General features: G+C 65.4%; 16 protein-coding genes and 1 tRNA gene. 1 reads left to right on the top strand and 16 read right to left on the bottom strand.

The window, feature by feature from the left end:
* From nuoH to tpiA, 11 genes are all read right to left on the bottom strand, one after another.
* The gene (gene nuoH, locus DYQ94_RS14265; RefSeq protein WP_039522183.1) at positions 1-1,092 is read right to left on the bottom strand and encodes an NADH-quinone oxidoreductase subunit NuoH; all 1,092 of its coding nucleotides are present in this window, start codon (positions 1,090-1,092) and stop codon (positions 1-3) included.
* Positions 1,089-3,323, bottom strand: a complete 2,235-nt coding sequence (nuoG, locus tag DYQ94_RS14260; RefSeq protein WP_126965970.1) for an NADH-quinone oxidoreductase subunit NuoG — start codon at positions 3,321-3,323, stop codon at positions 1,089-1,091. Before nuoG ends, nuoH begins: the two co-directional genes overlap by 4 nt.
* The gene (gene nuoF, locus DYQ94_RS14255; protein ID WP_024937978.1) at positions 3,320-4,654 is read right to left on the bottom strand and encodes an NADH-quinone oxidoreductase subunit NuoF; all 1,335 of its coding nucleotides are present in this window, start codon (positions 4,652-4,654) and stop codon (positions 3,320-3,322) included. Before nuoF ends, nuoG begins: the two co-directional genes overlap by 4 nt.
* A 3-nt stretch (positions 4,655-4,657) precedes the next feature.
* On the bottom strand, positions 4,658-5,185 hold the full coding sequence (gene nuoE / locus DYQ94_RS14250) for an NADH-quinone oxidoreductase subunit NuoE (protein WP_016902996.1): 528 nt from the start codon (positions 5,183-5,185) through the stop codon (positions 4,658-4,660).
* Positions 5,182-6,489, bottom strand: coding sequence for an NADH-quinone oxidoreductase subunit D (locus tag DYQ94_RS14245; protein WP_016902995.1), 1,308 nt, complete (start codon positions 6,487-6,489; stop codon positions 5,182-5,184). Before DYQ94_RS14245 ends, nuoE begins: the two co-directional genes overlap by 4 nt.
* A complete protein-coding gene (locus DYQ94_RS14240) occupies positions 6,486-7,238 on the bottom strand; it encodes an NADH-quinone oxidoreductase subunit C (RefSeq protein ID WP_126965969.1) in 753 nt (250 codons plus the stop codon). The genes DYQ94_RS14245 and DYQ94_RS14240 overlap by 4 nt, the downstream gene beginning before the upstream one ends.
* A gap of 36 nt (positions 7,239-7,274) precedes the next feature.
* A complete protein-coding gene (locus DYQ94_RS14235; RefSeq protein WP_016944318.1) occupies positions 7,275-7,829 on the bottom strand; it encodes a NuoB/complex I 20 kDa subunit family protein in 555 nt (184 codons plus the stop codon).
* Positions 7,820-8,176, bottom strand: a complete 357-nt coding sequence (locus DYQ94_RS14230; RefSeq protein ID WP_003485539.1) for an NADH-quinone oxidoreductase subunit A — start codon at positions 8,174-8,176, stop codon at positions 7,820-7,822. Before DYQ94_RS14230 ends, DYQ94_RS14235 begins: the two co-directional genes overlap by 10 nt.
* A 102-nt stretch (positions 8,177-8,278) precedes the next feature.
* Positions 8,279-8,363: transfer RNA gene (locus DYQ94_RS14225), tRNA-Leu, on the bottom strand.
* Between the two features lie 49 nt (positions 8,364-8,412).
* Positions 8,413-8,886 carry a preprotein translocase subunit SecG gene (gene secG, locus DYQ94_RS14220; protein ID WP_024937981.1) on the bottom strand — a complete coding sequence of 158 codons (474 nt, stop codon included), beginning with the start codon at positions 8,884-8,886 and terminating at the stop codon, positions 8,413-8,415.
* A gap of 33 nt (positions 8,887-8,919) precedes the next feature.
* Positions 8,920-9,675: a triose-phosphate isomerase gene (gene tpiA, locus DYQ94_RS14215; RefSeq protein ID WP_024937982.1), complete on the bottom strand. Its 756-nt coding sequence runs from the start codon at positions 9,673-9,675 to the stop codon at positions 8,920-8,922.
* A 112-nt stretch (positions 9,676-9,787) separates the two neighbouring features.
* On the opposite strand from tpiA, the gene DYQ94_RS14210 reads away from it, so the two are divergent.
* Entirely contained in the window at positions 9,788-10,588 is an 801-nt protein-coding gene (locus DYQ94_RS14210) for an SDR family NAD(P)-dependent oxidoreductase (RefSeq protein WP_126965968.1), read from the top strand.
* Between the two features lie 284 nt (positions 10,589-10,872).
* Here DYQ94_RS14210 and DYQ94_RS14205 read toward each other — a convergent pair whose 3' ends face one another.
* The 5 genes from DYQ94_RS14205 to DYQ94_RS14185 form a co-directional block, all read right to left on the bottom strand.
* Positions 10,873-11,301 carry a group I truncated hemoglobin gene (locus tag DYQ94_RS14205; RefSeq protein ID WP_126965967.1) on the bottom strand — a complete coding sequence of 143 codons (429 nt, stop codon included), beginning with the start codon at positions 11,299-11,301 and terminating at the stop codon, positions 10,873-10,875.
* Positions 11,301-12,173, bottom strand: coding sequence for a DUF3034 family protein (locus DYQ94_RS14200; protein ID WP_160954462.1), 873 nt, complete (start codon positions 12,171-12,173; stop codon positions 11,301-11,303). Before DYQ94_RS14200 ends, DYQ94_RS14205 begins: the two co-directional genes overlap by 1 nt.
* Positions 12,170-14,536, bottom strand: a complete 2,367-nt coding sequence (locus tag DYQ94_RS14195) for a putative bifunctional diguanylate cyclase/phosphodiesterase (protein ID WP_024937986.1) — start codon at positions 14,534-14,536, stop codon at positions 12,170-12,172. Before DYQ94_RS14195 ends, DYQ94_RS14200 begins: the two co-directional genes overlap by 4 nt.
* Positions 14,533-15,225, bottom strand: a complete 693-nt coding sequence (locus DYQ94_RS14190; RefSeq protein WP_126965965.1) for a methylamine utilization protein — start codon at positions 15,223-15,225, stop codon at positions 14,533-14,535. The genes DYQ94_RS14195 and DYQ94_RS14190 overlap by 4 nt, the downstream gene beginning before the upstream one ends.
* Before the next feature lie 200 nt (positions 15,226-15,425).
* Positions 15,426-16,364, bottom strand: a complete 939-nt coding sequence (locus tag DYQ94_RS14185) for an isopenicillin N synthase family dioxygenase (RefSeq protein ID WP_046343346.1) — start codon at positions 16,362-16,364, stop codon at positions 15,426-15,428.
* Between the last annotated feature and the right edge of the window lie 119 nt (positions 16,365-16,483).

Raw genomic sequence — 16,483 nt, 5'->3', positions numbered from 1 at the left:
TTACACGCCCTTCTGGATCACGCCGTAAAACACCATCAACGCCGTCACTGCGATCCACACGATCGTGAGCGGAATGAACACCTTCCAGCCCAGACGCATGATCTGGTCGTAGCGGTAGCGCGGGAAGCTGGCACGGAACCAGATGTAGGCGCTGGCGAAGAAGAACACCTTCATCAGCAGCCACGGCCAACCGCCCTTCCACAACCAGTCGATCCACGGCGAGATATCCGCATTGACCCAACCCTGGATCGGGCTCAACCAGCCGCCCAGGAAGAAGATCGAGATCAGGAAGCTGACCAGGATCATGTTGGCGTATTCGGCCAGGAAGAACAGCGCGAACGCACCGCCCGAGTACTCCACCATGTGGCCGGCGACGATTTCCGATTCGCCTTCCACCACGTCGAACGGCGCGCGGTTGGTTTCGGCGACGCCGGACACCCAGTACACGATGAACAACGGGAACAGCGGAATCAGGAACCAGTCGAAGAAGCCCGAGCTGCCCGCCTGCGCGAACACGATCTGGCTAAGGTTGACGCTGCCGGAGGCGATCATCACGCCGACCAGCGCAAAGCCCATCGCGATTTCGTAGCTGACCACCTGCGCGGCCGAGCGCATCGCACCCAGGAACGCGTACTTGGAGTTGGACGCCCAGCCGGCCAGGATGATGCCGTACACGCCCAGCGAGGTCATCGCCAGCAGATACAGCAAACCGACGTTGGCGTTGGACAGCACCAGCTGCGCGTCGAACGGCACCACCGACCAGGCCGCGAAGGCCGGCGCCAGGGTCAGCAGCGGCGCGATGATGAACATCGCCTTGTGCGAGCTGCTCGGTTGCACGATCTCCTTGAACAGGAGTTTGAACACGTCAGCGAAGGCCTGGAAGATACCCATGCCCACGTACATCGGCCCGTGACGCACGTGCATCCAGCCGATCAGCTTGCGCTCCCAGACCACGTAGAAGGCCACCGACACGATCACCGGCACGGTGATCAGCAGGATCTTCAGCACGGTCCACAGCACCACGCCGCCATCGCCCAGACCGACAAACCACTGGTGCAGGGGATCGACCAGGTTCAACAGCAATTCGTTCATGCAGCCACCACCGTTACACGACCGGCACCGAGCGGCGCGGTTGCGCCATGGCCGGATTCGATCCACACCGTGCCCGGTGCGACGCGCTTGTCCAGCACTACCGGCAACGTCGCCTTACCGGCGTCGGTACCGACCTTGACCATCTGACCAGCGCCGACCTGCAACTGCGCAGCCTGCTCCGGATGCATCGCCACACACGGCGCGATGTTGAGCGGATGCGATTGCAGCGCGGCGGCGCGACGCACCACCGCATCGGTGCGATAGATCGCAGCGGTGGCGGCAACTTCCAGCCCGTCGCTGCTCGCAGCCGGCTGCGCCGAGGCGACAGGGCTGACGGAACGGTTCTGCATGCCGGCACGCAGGCCGACCAGATCGATGAATTCGAAACCGGCCAGACCCAGCTCGCCACCGAGTGCACGCAGTACGCGCCAGCCTTCGCGCGCTTCGACCGGCAGGCGACCGGCGGCACGTGCGGTCTGCACGCGGCCATCCAGATTGGTCAGCGATGCGTCGATTTCCGGCAGCGCACCGATCGGCAGGATCACATCGGCCACGTCGCGCGTCGAGACGCAGGCAAACTGGCTGAACGCGACCACCTTGGCACCCGCCAGGGCGCTGCGTGCAGCGGCGGCATCGGCGAAATCCAGACCCGGCTCGATGCCATACAGCACGTAGGCCTGGCGCGGCTGCGCCAGCATGCCGGCGACATCGCGTGCGGTCGGCAGCACACCCTGCGACACCAGACCGACCGCGTTCGCACCCTGCGGGATGCGGCACAGCGAGGCGCCGGTTGCAGCGGCGAAGTCGCGTGCAGCGGCACGCAATGCGGCAGCCTGCGGGTGGTTTTCAGCCAGTGCGCCGACCACGATCACGGCGCGTGTGGCGCCCTTGACCGCATCGCGCAACGCCGCATCGTCCAGGGCACCGGCCAGCTGCGACGGCGCAACGACCGTGCGGCTTGCCTGGGTGAAGGCAAAATCGAAATCGACCGGGTTGACCGAATGGATCTGCGTTCCGTTCTGGATGCTGGCCTTGCGCAGGCGGGCATGCAGCAACGGCAGCTCGTGGCGTACGTTGGTGCCGAACAGCACCACTACATCGGCGCGCTCGATCTCGGCCAGCGGCGTGGCGAACGCTTCGGCCACCGCAGCATCGGAGAAATCACGGTTGAGCAGGCGGTGATCCAGATTGCCGCTGTTCAGGCCTTCGGCCAGACGTGCGAGCAAGGCGCCCTCTTCGTTGGAGGTGGACGGATGCACCAGCACACCGAGCTGATCGCCGGCGTTGTCACGCAGGATCTGCGTCGCGGCGGCCAGACCTTCGGCCCAGCTCACCTCGGTCCACTGCCCGTTGACCTTCTTCATTGGCTTGACCGCACGGTCTTCCGCATACAGGCCCTGATGCGAATAACGATCGCGATCGGACAGCCAGCACTCGTTGACCGCCTCGTTCTCGCGCGGCACGGTGCGCAGCACTTCGCCGCGACGCACGTGCAGGAACAGATTCGAGCCCATCGCATCGTGGTAGCCGAGCGACTCGCGCGCCATCAGCTCCCACGGACGCGCACGGAACTGGAACACCTTGTTGGTCAGCGCGCCCACCGGGCAGACGTCGATGACGTTGCCGGAGATTTCGGTGGTCAGCGGCTTGCCGTCGTAGGTGCCGATCTGCAGGTTCTCGCCGCGATACATGCCACCCAGCTCGTAGGTGCCGGCAATGTCTGCGGTGAAACGCACGCAACGGGTGCACTGGATGCAGCGGGTCATTTCGGTGGCAACCAGCGGACCGATGTCCTCGTCCGGCACCACGCGCTTGCGCTCGTTGAAGCGGCTGACCGAACGGCCGTAACCAAGCGACACGTCCTGCAGTTCGCACTCGCCGCCCTGATCGCAGATCGGGCAGTCCAGCGGATGGTTGATCAGCAGGAACTCCATAACGCTGCGCTGGTATTTCAGCGCCTTTTCGCTACGCGTGGTGACCTTCATGCCGTCCATCACCGGCGTGGCGCAGGCGGGCGACGGCTTCGGGGATTTCTCGACGTCCACCAGGCACATGCGGCAGTTGGCCGCGATCGGCAGCTTCTCGTGGTAGCAGAAGCGCGGGATCGGGATGCCGGCCTTGTCGGCCGCCTGGATGATCATCGAACCCTTCGGCACCACCAGGGACTGCCCGTCGATCTCGACGGTGACATGGTCCGGTGGCACGTTGGGGTTCACTGGTTGGGCGCTCATGCGGCCACTCCGACGTGCGTGTCGACGATCGAACGACCGTTGACGATGTAGTACTCGAACTCGTCCCAGAACTGGCGCAGGAAGCCTTGGATCGGCCACGCCGCCGCCTCGCCGAAGGCGCAGATGGTGTGTCCTTCGATCTGGCCGGCAACGGTGCGCAGCTGATGCAGGTCTTCCATCGTCGCCTTGCCGGCGACGATGCGCTCCAGCACGCGGTGCATCCAGCCGGTGCCCTCGCGGCACGGGGTGCACTGGCCGCAGGATTCCTTGTGGAAGAACTGCGAGATGCGGCAGGCGAAGCGCACGCAGCACACGCTGTCATCCAGCACCACGATCGCACCCGACCCCAGGCCGGTGCCGAGCGCACGCAAGGTGTCGTAGTCCATCTGCAGCCCGGCGACCTGGTCGGCCTTCAGCACCGGCATCGACACGCCGCCAGGCACCACGCCCTTGAGCTTGCGGCCCGGACGCAGGCCACCGGCCATTTCCAGCAGTTCGTCGAAGGTGGTGCCGAGCGGCACTTCGAAATTACCGCCCTTCTGCACGCAGCCGGACACCGAGAAGATCTTCGGGCCGCCGTTCTTGGTCTTGCTCAGCCCCAGGAACCACTCTGGGCCGTTGCGAATGATCGCCGGCACCGACGCATAGGTCTCGGTGTTGTTGATGGTGGTCGGCTTGCCGTACAGGCCGAAGTTGGCCGGGAACGGCGGCTTGTAGCGCGGCTGGCCCTTCTTGCCTTCCAGCGATTCCATCAGCGCGGTTTCTTCGCCGCAGATGTAGGCACCGGCACCCAGCGCACCGTAGATATCGATATCCACGCCGCTGCCGAGGATGTTCTTGCCCAGCCAGCCGTTGGCATAGGCATCGGCCAGCGCCAGCTCGAAGTTCTCGAACGGCTCGTGGTGGAACTCGCCACGCAGATAGTTGTAGCCCACGGTCGAGCCGGTGGCGTAGCAGGCGATCGCCATGCCCTCCACCACCGAGTGCGGGTTGTAACGCAGGATGTCGCGGTCCTTGCAGGTGCCCGGCTCGGATTCGTCCGAATTGCACAGGATGTACTTCTGCATCGTGCCCTTGGGCATGAACGACCACTTCAGGCCAGTCGGGAAGCCTGCGCCGCCACGGCCGCGCAGGTTGGACGCCTTGACCATCTCGATGACGTCGGCCGGCGCGATCTTCTCTTCGAGGATCTTGCGCAGCGCGGCGTAGCCACCGGTTTTCAGATAGCTCTCGTACGACCACGGGGTGTCGTAGTGCAGCGTCGTGTAGACGACCTGATGTGGCAACGGCGCCGGACCGACCGGGCCTGAGGGTGCGTGATGATGTGCCATGTCTTACTCCAGCCCGTCCAGCAGCGCGTCGACCTTCTCTTTCGTCAGGTGCTCGTGGTAATGGCCGTTGATGACCATCATCGGCGCTGCAGAGCAGGCCGCCAGGCACTCTTCTTCGCGCTTGAGGTAGACGCGGCCATCGGCTGTCGACTGCCCCAGCTTGCAACCCAGTTTCTTTTCCGCGTGCGCCAGCAGATCTTCGGCGCCGTTGAGCCAGCAGCTGATGTTGGTGCAGAACGCCACGTTGTGGCGGCCGACCTTCTCGGTCTCGAACATCGAGTAGAAGCTGGCGACCTCGTAGGCCCACACCGGCGGCAGGTCAAGATACTTGGCCACGCCGACAATCAGCTCGTCGGTCAGCCAGCCCTGGTTCTGCTCCTGCGCAGCGTGCAGGCCCTGCAGCACGGCCGAACGCTTGCGATCGGGCGGAAACTTGCTCAACCAGTGATCGATGTGCGCGCGCGTCTTGTCGCTCAGCACCACCTGCGGATCGACGTCGCGCGCCGCTTCGAAATTACCCGTCGCCTTCATCGGTCAACCTCACCGAAAACCAAATCGTAAGTACCGATCATCGCCACGACGTCGGCCAGCAGATAGCCACGCACCACTGCGTCCATCGACGACAGATGCGCAAAGCCCGGCGCGCGCAGATGCACGCGGAACGGCTTGTTGGCGCCATCGGACATCAGATAGCAGCCGAATTCGCCCTTGGGCGCTTCGACCGCGCAATAGGTTTCGCCAGCCGGCACGCAGTAGCCTTCACTGAACAGCTTGAAGTGATGGATCAGCGCTTCCATGTCGTCCTTCATGCCTTCGCGGCTTGGCGGAGCGACCTTGAAATTGGTGACCATGACCGGGCCGGGGTTGGCCTTCAGCCACTTCACGCATTGCTTGATGATGCGGTTGGACTCGCGCATCTCGGCCACGCGCACCAGATAGCGGTCGTAGCAATCGCCATTGGTGCCGACCGGCACGTCGAACTCCACCGCGTCGTACTTGGCGTACGGCTGCTTCTTGCGCAGGTCCCATTCGATGCCCGAGCCACGCAGCATCGGGCCGGTCATGCCCCAGGCACGCGCCAGATCCGGGCTGATGATGCCGACGTCGACGGTACGCTGCTTCCAGATACGGTTATCGGTCAGCAGCGTCTCGTACTCGTCCACACGCGACGGGAACGTATTGGTGAAATCCTCGAGGAAGTCCAGCATCGAGCCTTCGCGCGCTGCATTGAGCTTCTTCAGTGCCCCGCCCTTGTGCCAGCGGGATTCCTTGTACTTGGGCATGCGATCGGGCAGATCGCGATACACGCCGCCGGGACGGTAGTAGGCAGCGTGCATGCGCGCGCCACTGACCGCCTCGTAGACGTCCATCAATTCTTCGCGCTCGCGGAACGCGTACAGCATCACCGCCATCGCGCCCAGGTCGAGCGCGTTGGAACCGACCCACATCAGGTGGTTCTTGATGCGGGTGATCTCGTCGAACATGGTGCGGATGTAGTGCGCACGCTCGGGCACTTCGATGCCCATCAGGGACTCGATCGCGCGCACGTAGGCGTGCTCGTTGCACATCATCGACACGTAATCCAGGCGGTCCATGTACGGAACCGACTGGTTGAACGGCTTGGATTCGGCCAGCTTCTCGGTGCCACGGTGCAGCAGGCCGATATGCGGATCGGCGCGCACCACGGTCTCGCCGTCCATTTCCAGGATCAGGCGCAGCACGCCGTGCGCCGCAGGATGCTGCGGGCCGAAGTTCATCGTGTAATTGCGGATTTCCTGCTTGCTTTCGACAGGATTGCTCGCGAAGGCATCGGTTGCCTGGCGGAACTCACTCACTTGGCGGTCTCCGACTTGCCCACTTCACCAGCGGCAGTCTCATAACGGGCGTCGTCGCGGATCACGCGCGGCACACCGACGCGCGGCTCGACCGAGGTCACCGGCTCGTACACGACACGCTTGCGCTCATCGTCGTAACGCACTTCGACGTTGCCGATCAGCGGGAAATCCTTGCGGAACGGATGGCCGACAAATCCGTAGTCGGTCAGGATGCGGCGCAGGTCCGGATGACCATCGAAGACGATGCCGAACAGGTCGAAGGCTTCGCGTTCGAACCAGTTCACGCCGGGCCAGATATCGGTCAACGAGGCCACCATCGGTACCTGCTCGTCCGGTGCGTAGCAACGCACGCGCAGACGCTGGTTGTGCTGGTAGGAGATCAGCTGCGCGACCACCGCAAAACGCTGCTTGGGCATGTGCTGCGGATGGGCGCCGCCGGAGCTTTCCTGGCTGGGAAATTCGCCCCAGGCGAAACGACCGACGGCCTTGCCCTCGACGCCGCGGCTGAAGCCCTGCGACGACACGTCGGCGGTATCCCACTCGTCGCTGCCGTAGCCCAGGTAATCGACGCCGCACAGGTCGCTGAGCTGTTCGAAACCGAGCTCGTCGCGCAGGGCCAGACAGGTGGCGTGCCAATCGGCCGCAGCGACTTCCAGCGTCACTTCGCCGCGCGGCAATGCCACGGCGATCTGCGCACCGGCGAAACGTGCCGCAAGTCGGTCAGTGAAGGAAGATGCTTGCTCTGCCATGGGGGCTTGGCTGCTCTCAGTAGAAGAAGACGGGTGTCAGCGCGCGATGGTCTGGGTACGCCAGATCTTCTTCTGCAGCTGCAGGATGCCGTATACCAGCGCCTCGGCGGTCGGCGGGCAACCGGGGACGTAGATGTCCACCGGCACGATGCGATCGCAACCGCGCACCACCGAATACGAATAGTGATAGTAGCCGCCGCCATTGGCGCAGCTGCCCATCGAGATGACCCACTTCGGGTCCGGCATCTGGTCGTAGACCTTGCGCAGCGCCGGGGCCATCTTGTTGACCAGCGTGCCGGCCACGATCATCACGTCGGACTGGCGCGGCGACGGGCGGAACACCACGCCGTAGCGGTCCAGATCCAGACGCGCGGCACCGGCATGCATCATCTCGACCGCGCAGCAGGCCAGGCCGAAGGTCATCGGCCACATCGAGCCGGTGCGCGCCCAGTTCAGCAGCGCATCGACGCTGGTGGTCACATAGCCCTTCTCGAGCAGCGGGTTTTCGCCTTCCGGGCGCAGGATGTCTTCCACCCGGCCTTCCGGCATCGGGTTGGTCATCAGACGATCCAGGGTCTGAATCACTCCCATTCCAGCGCTCCCTTCTTCCACACGTAGATAAAGCCAAGGAACAACATGCCGACGAACAGGCCCATGGTGACCAGCGAACGTGCGCCGATCTCCATGAACACCTGTGTCCACGGCACGATGAAGATGATTTCCAGATCGAACACGATGAACTGGATCGCGATCAGGTAGTAGCGCACGTCGAACTTCATGCGCGCGTCTTCGAAGGCTTCGAAGCCACACTCGTAAGGCGAGAGCTTGCGCGGGTCCGGACTACGCGGACCGAGGAATCGACCGACCAGCATCAGCACGATGCCGATACCGGTGGCGACGATCAGAAACAGCAGACTCGGCAAATATTCGGCCAGCACAGCGATTCTCTCTTGCCTCTGCCCGCACGCGCCGCGTGCCGGCATGGGGTATAGGCAGACCCCGCGCGCGACCAGCGATGCGCAGGAACTGCAGCCAAACAATGGTGCCCAAGAGGGGACTCGAACCCCTACGACCTAAGTCGCTACCACCTCAAGGTAGTGCGTCTACCAATTCCGCCACCTGGGCATACGTTGCGCCGCTGGGCATCCCAGTGCGCAGCGTATTGTAACCGGCTTCAGCGTTTTTGTGCTGGTTCTGAAGCGTTTTCTTCGCGTGCCGCGGGCACCTGCTGTGCCGGTGCGGACTGCGCCGGCGTTGCAGCCGGAGTTGCGGCAGGCACTGGCTGCGAAGGAGCGGTCGGGACTGCGCCGGCGGCCGGCGCCTGCGGCAACGGCTGAGTCAGCTCGCCCGCAGCGGCGGGCGCCGGGGTGGCCGACTGCGACATCACGCCCAGGTTCTGGTCGGTCGGACGTGCGCCGTGGGTGGCGTACCACGCCATGAACAGGCTGATGCTGAAGAACACCACCGCCAGCCACTTGGTCGACTTGGACAGGAAGTTCGACGCGCCCTGCGAGCCGAACACGGTGCCCGACGCGCCGGCGCCGAAGCCGGAACCGGCTGCCGCACCCGCACCACGCTGCATCAGGATCAGCGCAATCATCGCCAGCGCGACCAGCACGTAGACCACATTGAGGATCAACATCAGCATTTCGAAATCCGTCCCCGGACAAAACTTAATGGGTTAACAAGCGGCCGCCGCACGCGCGATGGCCAGGAAATCCTCGGCGACCAGCGAGGCGCCTCCGACCAGCCCGCCATCGACGTCGGGCTGGGCAAACAGCTCGCTGGCGTTATCGGGCTTGACACTGCCCCCGTACAGGATGGGCAGAGAATCGGCGATTCTAGCATCCGCCTTCGCGACTTCGCCACGCAGGAACGCGTGCACCGCCTGCGCCTGCTCCGGGCTGGCGGTGCGGCCGGTGCCAATGGCCCAGATCGGCTCGTAGGCGAGCACGGCGCGGGCAAAGCCCGCGCTGCCCACCAGCGCCAGCACCGGCGCGAGCTGGGCGCGCAGCACAGCCTCGGTCTGGTCGGCCTCGCGCTGTTCCAGCGACTCGCCCACGCACAGCACCGGAATCAGCCCGGCATGCATGGCGGCGGCGAATTTATGCGCCACCAGCTCACTGCTCTCACGATGGTACTGGCGCCGTTCGGAGTGGCCGACCAGCCCGTACTCGGCGCCGACATCGACCAGCATCGTGGCCGAGACTTCCCCGGTGTAGGCGCCCTTCTCGTTACTGCTGACGTCCTGGGCACCGAAACACAGATGGTGTTCCTCGAAATCCTCGATCAGGTCGCCCAGGTAAGGCAGTGGCGGCAGGATGACGACATCGACACCCTCCAGGGGCATGTGCGCAGCGATCTGGGCCACCAGTTCGGTGGCGAAGGCGCGGCTGCCATGCAGCTTCCAATTTCCGGCAACGATCTTTCGACGCATCAGGCGCAGGTTCCTGAGTGGAAGACAGGCGACAGAATAGCCCATGCCCTGTCGGCAGCCGGCACACTTCTGTCCATTGCCTGTCCTCCCCCTCCTCCACCAGGAACCTGCCATGTCCGTTTCGCCTGTCTTCGCGCTGGTCACCGGCGCCTCCAGCGGCATCGGCCGCGAGATTGCGCGTGCCTACGCAAGGCGTGGCGTGCCGCTGATCCTGACCGCGCGCCGGGTCGACCGGCTGCAGGCGCTGGCCGAGGAGTTGCGGCCCTTGGTGCAGGTGGAAGTGGTGCCGGCCGATCTGGGCGATCCCGCCGCGGTCGAAGCATTGGTTGCGCAGATCCAGCGCAATGGCTGGACGGTGGGCACCCTGGTCAACAACGCCGGCTACGGCGTGCCGGGCCGCTATCTGCACAACGACTGGGCCACGCACGCACGCTTTCTGCAGGTGATGGTGGGCGCGGTGTGCGAACTGACCTGGCGGCTCTTGCCGATGATCCGCGCCAGCGGCCAGGGCCGGATCCTCAATGTGGCCTCGTTCGCCGCACTGACGCCGAGTGCCGACGGGCAGACGCTGTACGCAGCCAGCAAGAGCTTCCTGCTGCGCTTCAGCGAATCGCTGGCACTGGAGAACGCCGACTGCACGGTCAAGGTCTGCGCGCTGTGTCCCGGCTTTGCCTGGTCGGAGTTTCACGATGTCACCGGCACCCGCGCGGCGATGTCCACCCTGCCCCGCTGGGCGTGGCTGCAGGCCGACGACGTGGCCGAGTACGGCATTGCCGCGCTGGAACGCGGCCAGGTGCTGGCCGTGCCGGGCTGGCGCTATCGCCTGGTCAATGCGGCCTTGCGCGTGATGCCGCATGCGCTCGCACTGCGCCTGATGGCGCGCGGATCGCAGCGGGTGCGTCCGTTGCAGTGAGAGGCGGCGGCGCATCGGCTGCCTGCAGCGTCTTGCCTGCGCAGCCACACACCCGTGACCGCGCGCCGCTTGCAACTGCCAGCTTGTCCGTTGCCATGGCCACCACCGATACCGGCCGCAGCCTCGCTCCTGTCTGCAGCGCAGGGCGACTGGCAATACGTCGCGAGCGGACGTCGGATGCTTTGAACGGCCCCGCCCAGCGCCGCAGTCCGTGGCTGGAAACATGGTGTTACGAGCAGCGACCACGCGCGTCCATCACTGCGCGCGGCAGCGATGCGACACCCTCAGTGATTGACGATTTCGCCATGCATGGCCGCCAGCCGCGCCAGCAGACGGTTCTGCGTGCGGCGCGGAATCTTGCGCTGATCCATCGCCCAGTTCAGATCCTCCACCAGCGCATTGAAGTCGCCTTCGCGAATGGCCAGGTGCGCGTGCGCCTGCTGCATCGACTTGGCGGTATCCGGGCACGGGCCGTCGGCGACATGGCAGAACTTCTGCACCAGGCGCTCGTTGAGCATCACGATGTTGACGCGCGCGAACTTGTCGACGATGCGTTGGTCGTCGGCGATGCGCGACAGCATGGTTTCCACCAGCGCTTCGATTCCGGCCTGCCCGCCGAGTTCGTCGTAGAGCGTGGGGCGCGGTTGCGTGGTGGCGCAGGCATTCATCAGCGCCAGCATGCACAGCAAGGGCCAGCGCAGCCGTCGATTCATCAGAACGCCACCTGCAGGGAAAGATAGGTACCGCGCTGGTCGGTGAGCGTGGCGATGTCGCCAAGCTCGGCCCAGGCCGCGGTCAGGGACACATGCTTGCTGGGAAACCAGGCCACGAATGCATCCGCCCAGGCCTGCTCGCGGGCGAAGCCGAGATTGTCGGGCTTGTCGCGATATTCCACGCCGACCACCCACGCCGGCGACAGCACGACGGCGGCGCTGGCTTCGCCGACCAGCCGATAGGCGTTGCGGCGATCGCCGCCGAAACCGAGCAAGCCGGTCTGATTGGCGCGGGTCGCGCGCAAGGTGCCGTTGAGCAGCAGTTGATAGCCGCCCGCGGCCTGCAGGAACAAGCGGCTGGCACTGACATACACGTCGGTGCCGTGATCGTCGCGCGCGCCGATCGCCAGCGGCAGCGTGCCATTGCGCAGGCGTTTGTACTGCACGCCCACGCTGACCTGCGGCGCATGTCCGTAGACCAGATCGCCGTAGACCCGCAGCTTGGCGCCGAACACGTCCTGGCCAAGCGCATTCCACGGCAGGCCCAGCCGGTCCTGCAGGGTGCCCAGATCCAGCCGTTGCCGCGCCAGCGAAAGTTCCAGCCGGTTGCCGACCGTCAGCGCGGCACCTTGCACGTCGAGCCGGTAATCGCCGCTGTCCACATGCGTGGCGAACAGCACGCTGCCCAGTTCGTCGCGGGTGCCGTAGCCCGACAGCGTGGCCCACGGCACGATGCCGCCACCGCTGCTGCCTTCGATCATCGACACGCCACCGGTGGCGAGCAGGCGCCCGTCGCCGGCGATCGCCGACGCGGGTGCGCTGGCCAGCCCGGCCAGTGCCACAGACAGCAGCGCGCCCCGCCATTTGCTCATCGATGCACTCCTGCCTGCGCCGCCGGCGCCAGATCGAGTTGCCGCATGCACCAGGCGACCAGCGGCACTTCTTCCAGTGGCGGCGAATACAGATAGCCCTGCACCATGTCGCAGCCATAACCGCGCAGCAGCCCCAGCGCGGTGGCGTTCTCCACGCCTTCGGCGATCACGCTCAAGCCCAGGTTGTGCCCCAGATCGATGGTGCTGCGCACGATGAACGCATCGTCGGTGCCCTCGGCCAGTTGCATGACGAAGCTCTTGTCGATCTTCAATTCGTTCACCGGCATGCGCTTGAGTTGCGCCAACGAGGAATAGCCGGTGCCGAAGTCGTCGATGGACAGACGCACGCCGACGCTGCGCAGCTGGTGCAGCATGTGCAGCGCCGATTCGACATCGCGCATCAGCGCGCTTTCGGTCAGTTCCAGCGTCACCGACTGCGCCGGCACCGCGTGATGCTCCAGACGGCCACGCACGTAATCGGGCAGGCCGGGGTCGGACAGATCCAGTGCGGAGAGATTGATCGCCATGCCCAGTTCCAGCCCCTGCCTGCGCCATTGCGCCTGGCAGCGCAGCGCCTCGTCCAGCACGAAGCGGGTCAAGGGATGGATCACGCCGGAGTGCTCGGCCAGCGGAATGAATTCGTCCGGGCCGATCGCTCCGAGCACCGGATGCTGCCAGCGCACCAGCACCTCGACCTGTTCGACGCGATCGTTGCGCAGGCAGATCTTGGGCTGGAAGCGCAAGGTCAGTTCGTTGCCGCCGATGGCCTGGCGCAGATCGCCGGTCAGGCGCAGCCGGCGCAGATGCTGCTCGTCCTGGCCCAGGCGATACACGCTGGCGCCGACGGTGGTGACGTTGCCGCCCTGGCGCCGTGCGATGTCCGCGCGCCGCAACAAGGTGTCCGGATCGGCGCCGTGTTCGGGAATCAGGGCGATGCCGATGCTGGCCTCCAGCTGGATGCGCGCCTGCGGCAGCGCCAGCGGGCGGCGCAACTGCAGCAGCAAGCGCTGTGCATCCTGCTGCACGGTGGTGACATCTGTCTGCGCCACCACCACCATGAATTCGTCGCTGCCCAGCCGCCCGACGAGATTGGGTTCCTGCACCACGTCGGCAAGGCGGCGGCCTGCTTCGACCAGGACCTGGTCGGCAAAATCGTGGCCCAGGCTGTCGTTGAGTTCCTTGAAGCGTTCCAGATCCAGGATCAGCACTGCGGCCGTGCCGCCGGAGGCCACGGTCTGCTCCACCACGTCCTTCAGCCGCTCCAGCAACCAGATGCGATTGGGCAGACCGGTCAGGGCATCGTGGCGCGCCTGATGCAGGATGTGCTGCTCGCGACTGGCGATCTGCTGCTGCATGCGCCCGAAGCTGTCGGCCAACTCGGCCAGTTCGCGCCCGGAGGGCACCTCGACCGCGGTGTGGTAGTCGCCGCGCTGGATGCGCCGCGCTGCCTGCACCAGCTGCGCGACCGGCCTGCTGACGCTGCGCGCCAGGAAGATCGCCACACCCAGCGCCGCAGCCGTGGCCAGGCCCGCCAGCAGCAGGATGCGCAACTTGAGCACGCGGTACGGCGCCACCGCGCGATCCAGCGAGGCCTGCAGCGCGACCCGCACATGGCTGTCGCCCTGGATCGACTGCAGTTTGACCAGGTAACGCGACTCGGCCAGCGTCAACGCGACCGCCGCGCCCTGTGCGCGTTCGGCGGTCGGCAACTGCTGCGCGAACTCGGCGCGCGCAGCCGGCTCCAGCGTGGACGCCAGCACCCGCACCGGCGGACCATCGGTGAAGAAGGTCGCATCCAGCCCGGTGGTGGAACGGAAATCCTGTGCGAGACCGTCGCCGGATTCGTTGCCGATCGCGATCCAGCCCACCCGGCTCGGTGCCAGTACCTGCACCACCGCCAGCCGCACGATGCGTCGGTCCAGTGCGACCACGCCCACCGCACGCCCATCGCGCTGCGCCTGCTGCAGCAGGGTCTGCACTGCGCGCAGCTGTTCGGTTTGCGGCAGATCGGCAAGTCCGGTCAAAAATTCGCCATCCGGGGCCAGCAGCAGCGCGGTCTGCGCCGACATGCGCGCGGCGTGGTTGCGCAATGCCGATTGCATGGTCGGCACATCGCCACTGGCCACGGCCGCGCGGAAACCGAAGTCGTCGGCCAGCACCGAGGCCGACTGCAGCAGTTGTTCGTCGCGGCGCAGATTGATGCGTTGCCAGACGCGCTCGCCGATCTGCAGCTCTTCGCCGAGCTGCGCCTTGACGCTGCGCTCGGTGGCGACCTGCACCGCGATGAAGGTCAACGCCTGCGTGGCAAGCACGACCAGCACCAGAAACGCCGCGATGCGGGTATGCAGGCGCATGGCCTTCATGGCTTGGGCTTCTGCGGGTCGGCGCGGCGGAACTTGTCCTGCAGCGCGCGCACGCGCGCATCCGGAGGTGCCACCGCCGGTGCGGCGCCGGTGGTCTGCAAGGTCACGCGCCGTTGCACGGCCTCGCGCGCAAGCGCCACCGGCTCGGCGAGTGCAGCGCCCTTGATGCGCGGATGCCAGACCCGCAAGGTGTAGTTGCCTGCCGGCGCGTCCAGCTGCACGCGACCGTCGCTGCCGGTCTTGCCGAAATACGGCGTGTCCAGCACCACGATATAGCCCAGCATCCAGTCGTGGATATTGCAGCCCACCGTCACCAGACCAGCCTGGTCAAAGCGCACCGGCGCGGCAGTGCTGCCCTGGAACAGCGGCAACTCAAAACGCTTTGCGGCAGAGAACGAATAGACCTGATGGCGAATCTGGTCGTTGTTGGGAAACCGCACCAAGGTACCGGTGCGCACCGCCAGCACCGCAGGCACGAACTGCGAGTTGACCTGGTCCATCTCGACGGTCCTGGGCGCCCCACCGGCGGCCACCGGACGTGCCGGCTCCAGACTCACTACCGCATCGACCAACATGCCGTTGGCATCGACGACGGTCACGCTGAGCGGCGTCGCCCACGCACAGCTTGCGGCGCAGTACGCCAGCAACCCCAAAACCGGGCCGATCCGTTTGAACCACTGCGTCCGCATGCGCCCCCCAAGCCTAGTGCAATCGGCAGCGGGCGCCAGGCGAATCCGACGTCGCGCTAGCGATCAGACTGGGTTATCGGCTGAGGTGAATGCAAGCTTTAACCGGCCGCCAGCAGAATTTTATGAACCAAACTGTGGCGGAGGTCATCGCCGATGCTGCGAGCGCAGCCGCTGGCGGCGCTGCTGCGCCTGCGAACGGATTACTTCAGCTTGATCTCGCGCAGACGTTCTTCCAGAAAACCGTGCGCGGTAATCGGCTCGGGGTAGCGGCTCGGATTGTCGGCGGAGATGCACGAAGGCAGCACGTCGATGAGGAAATCCGGATTGGGGTGCAGGAAGAACGGCACCGAATAGCGCGGCTTGCGCGCCTGTTCGCCCGGCGGATTGACCACACGATGGATGGTGGACGGATACACGTGGTTGGTCAGGCGCTGCAGCATGTCGCCGATGTTGACCACGATGGTGTCGGCGTCGGCAGTGAACGGCACCCACTCGCCATCGTTGGAGCGCACTTCCAGCCCGGCCGCGCTGGCGCCGACCAGCAGGGTGATGAAATTGATGTCGCCATGCGCACCGGCGCGCACGTTGGGGATGTCGTCGCTGGTGATCGGCGGGTAGTGGATCGGCCGCAGGATCGAGTTGCCGTTGTTGGTCTTGTCGACAAAGTAGTCCTGCGGCAGGCCGATATGCAGCGCCAATGCCGACAGCACACGCGAGCCCAGCTGGTCCAGCTGCTGGTACAGCCGGTAGCCGCGCTCACGGAAACCAGGCACCTCTTCGGGCCACAGGTTCGGCGCCATCACCGCGCGGTACGGCGAATCGTCCGCGATCTCGCGACCGATATGCCAGAACTCCTTCAGATCGAAATGCTTGGAATCCTTGGCGGTCTCCACGCCGAACGCGGTGTAACCGCGCGCACCGCCGCTGCCTTCCACGTGATAGCGACGCTTGACCTCTTCGGGCAGGGCGAAGAACGCCTTGAACACGTCATACGCCGCGTCGATGTCGGCCTGCGCGATGCCGTGGTTGCGGATGCCGGCAAAGCCCCACTGCCGATAGGCCGCGCCGAGCTCGGCGACGAAGGCGTCGCGGTCGCTGTCGAAACGGGTGATGTCCAGGGTCGGGATGCGGGCGCTCATACGGATATCTGTAGTTGAAGTCGGGAAGTCGAAAGGAAGGCCTGCCGCTCAGGACAGCAGGCGATACAACAGGTAGAACGTCGCGGCCTTGGCAAAGAACACGCACACACCAATGATCA

The sequence above is a fragment of the Xanthomonas sp. LMG 8993 genome, from assembly GCF_009835065.2.
Classification (GTDB): domain Bacteria; phylum Pseudomonadota; class Gammaproteobacteria; order Xanthomonadales; family Xanthomonadaceae; genus Xanthomonas; species Xanthomonas arboricola.
This window is presented reverse-complemented; position numbering and strand designations above follow the sequence as displayed.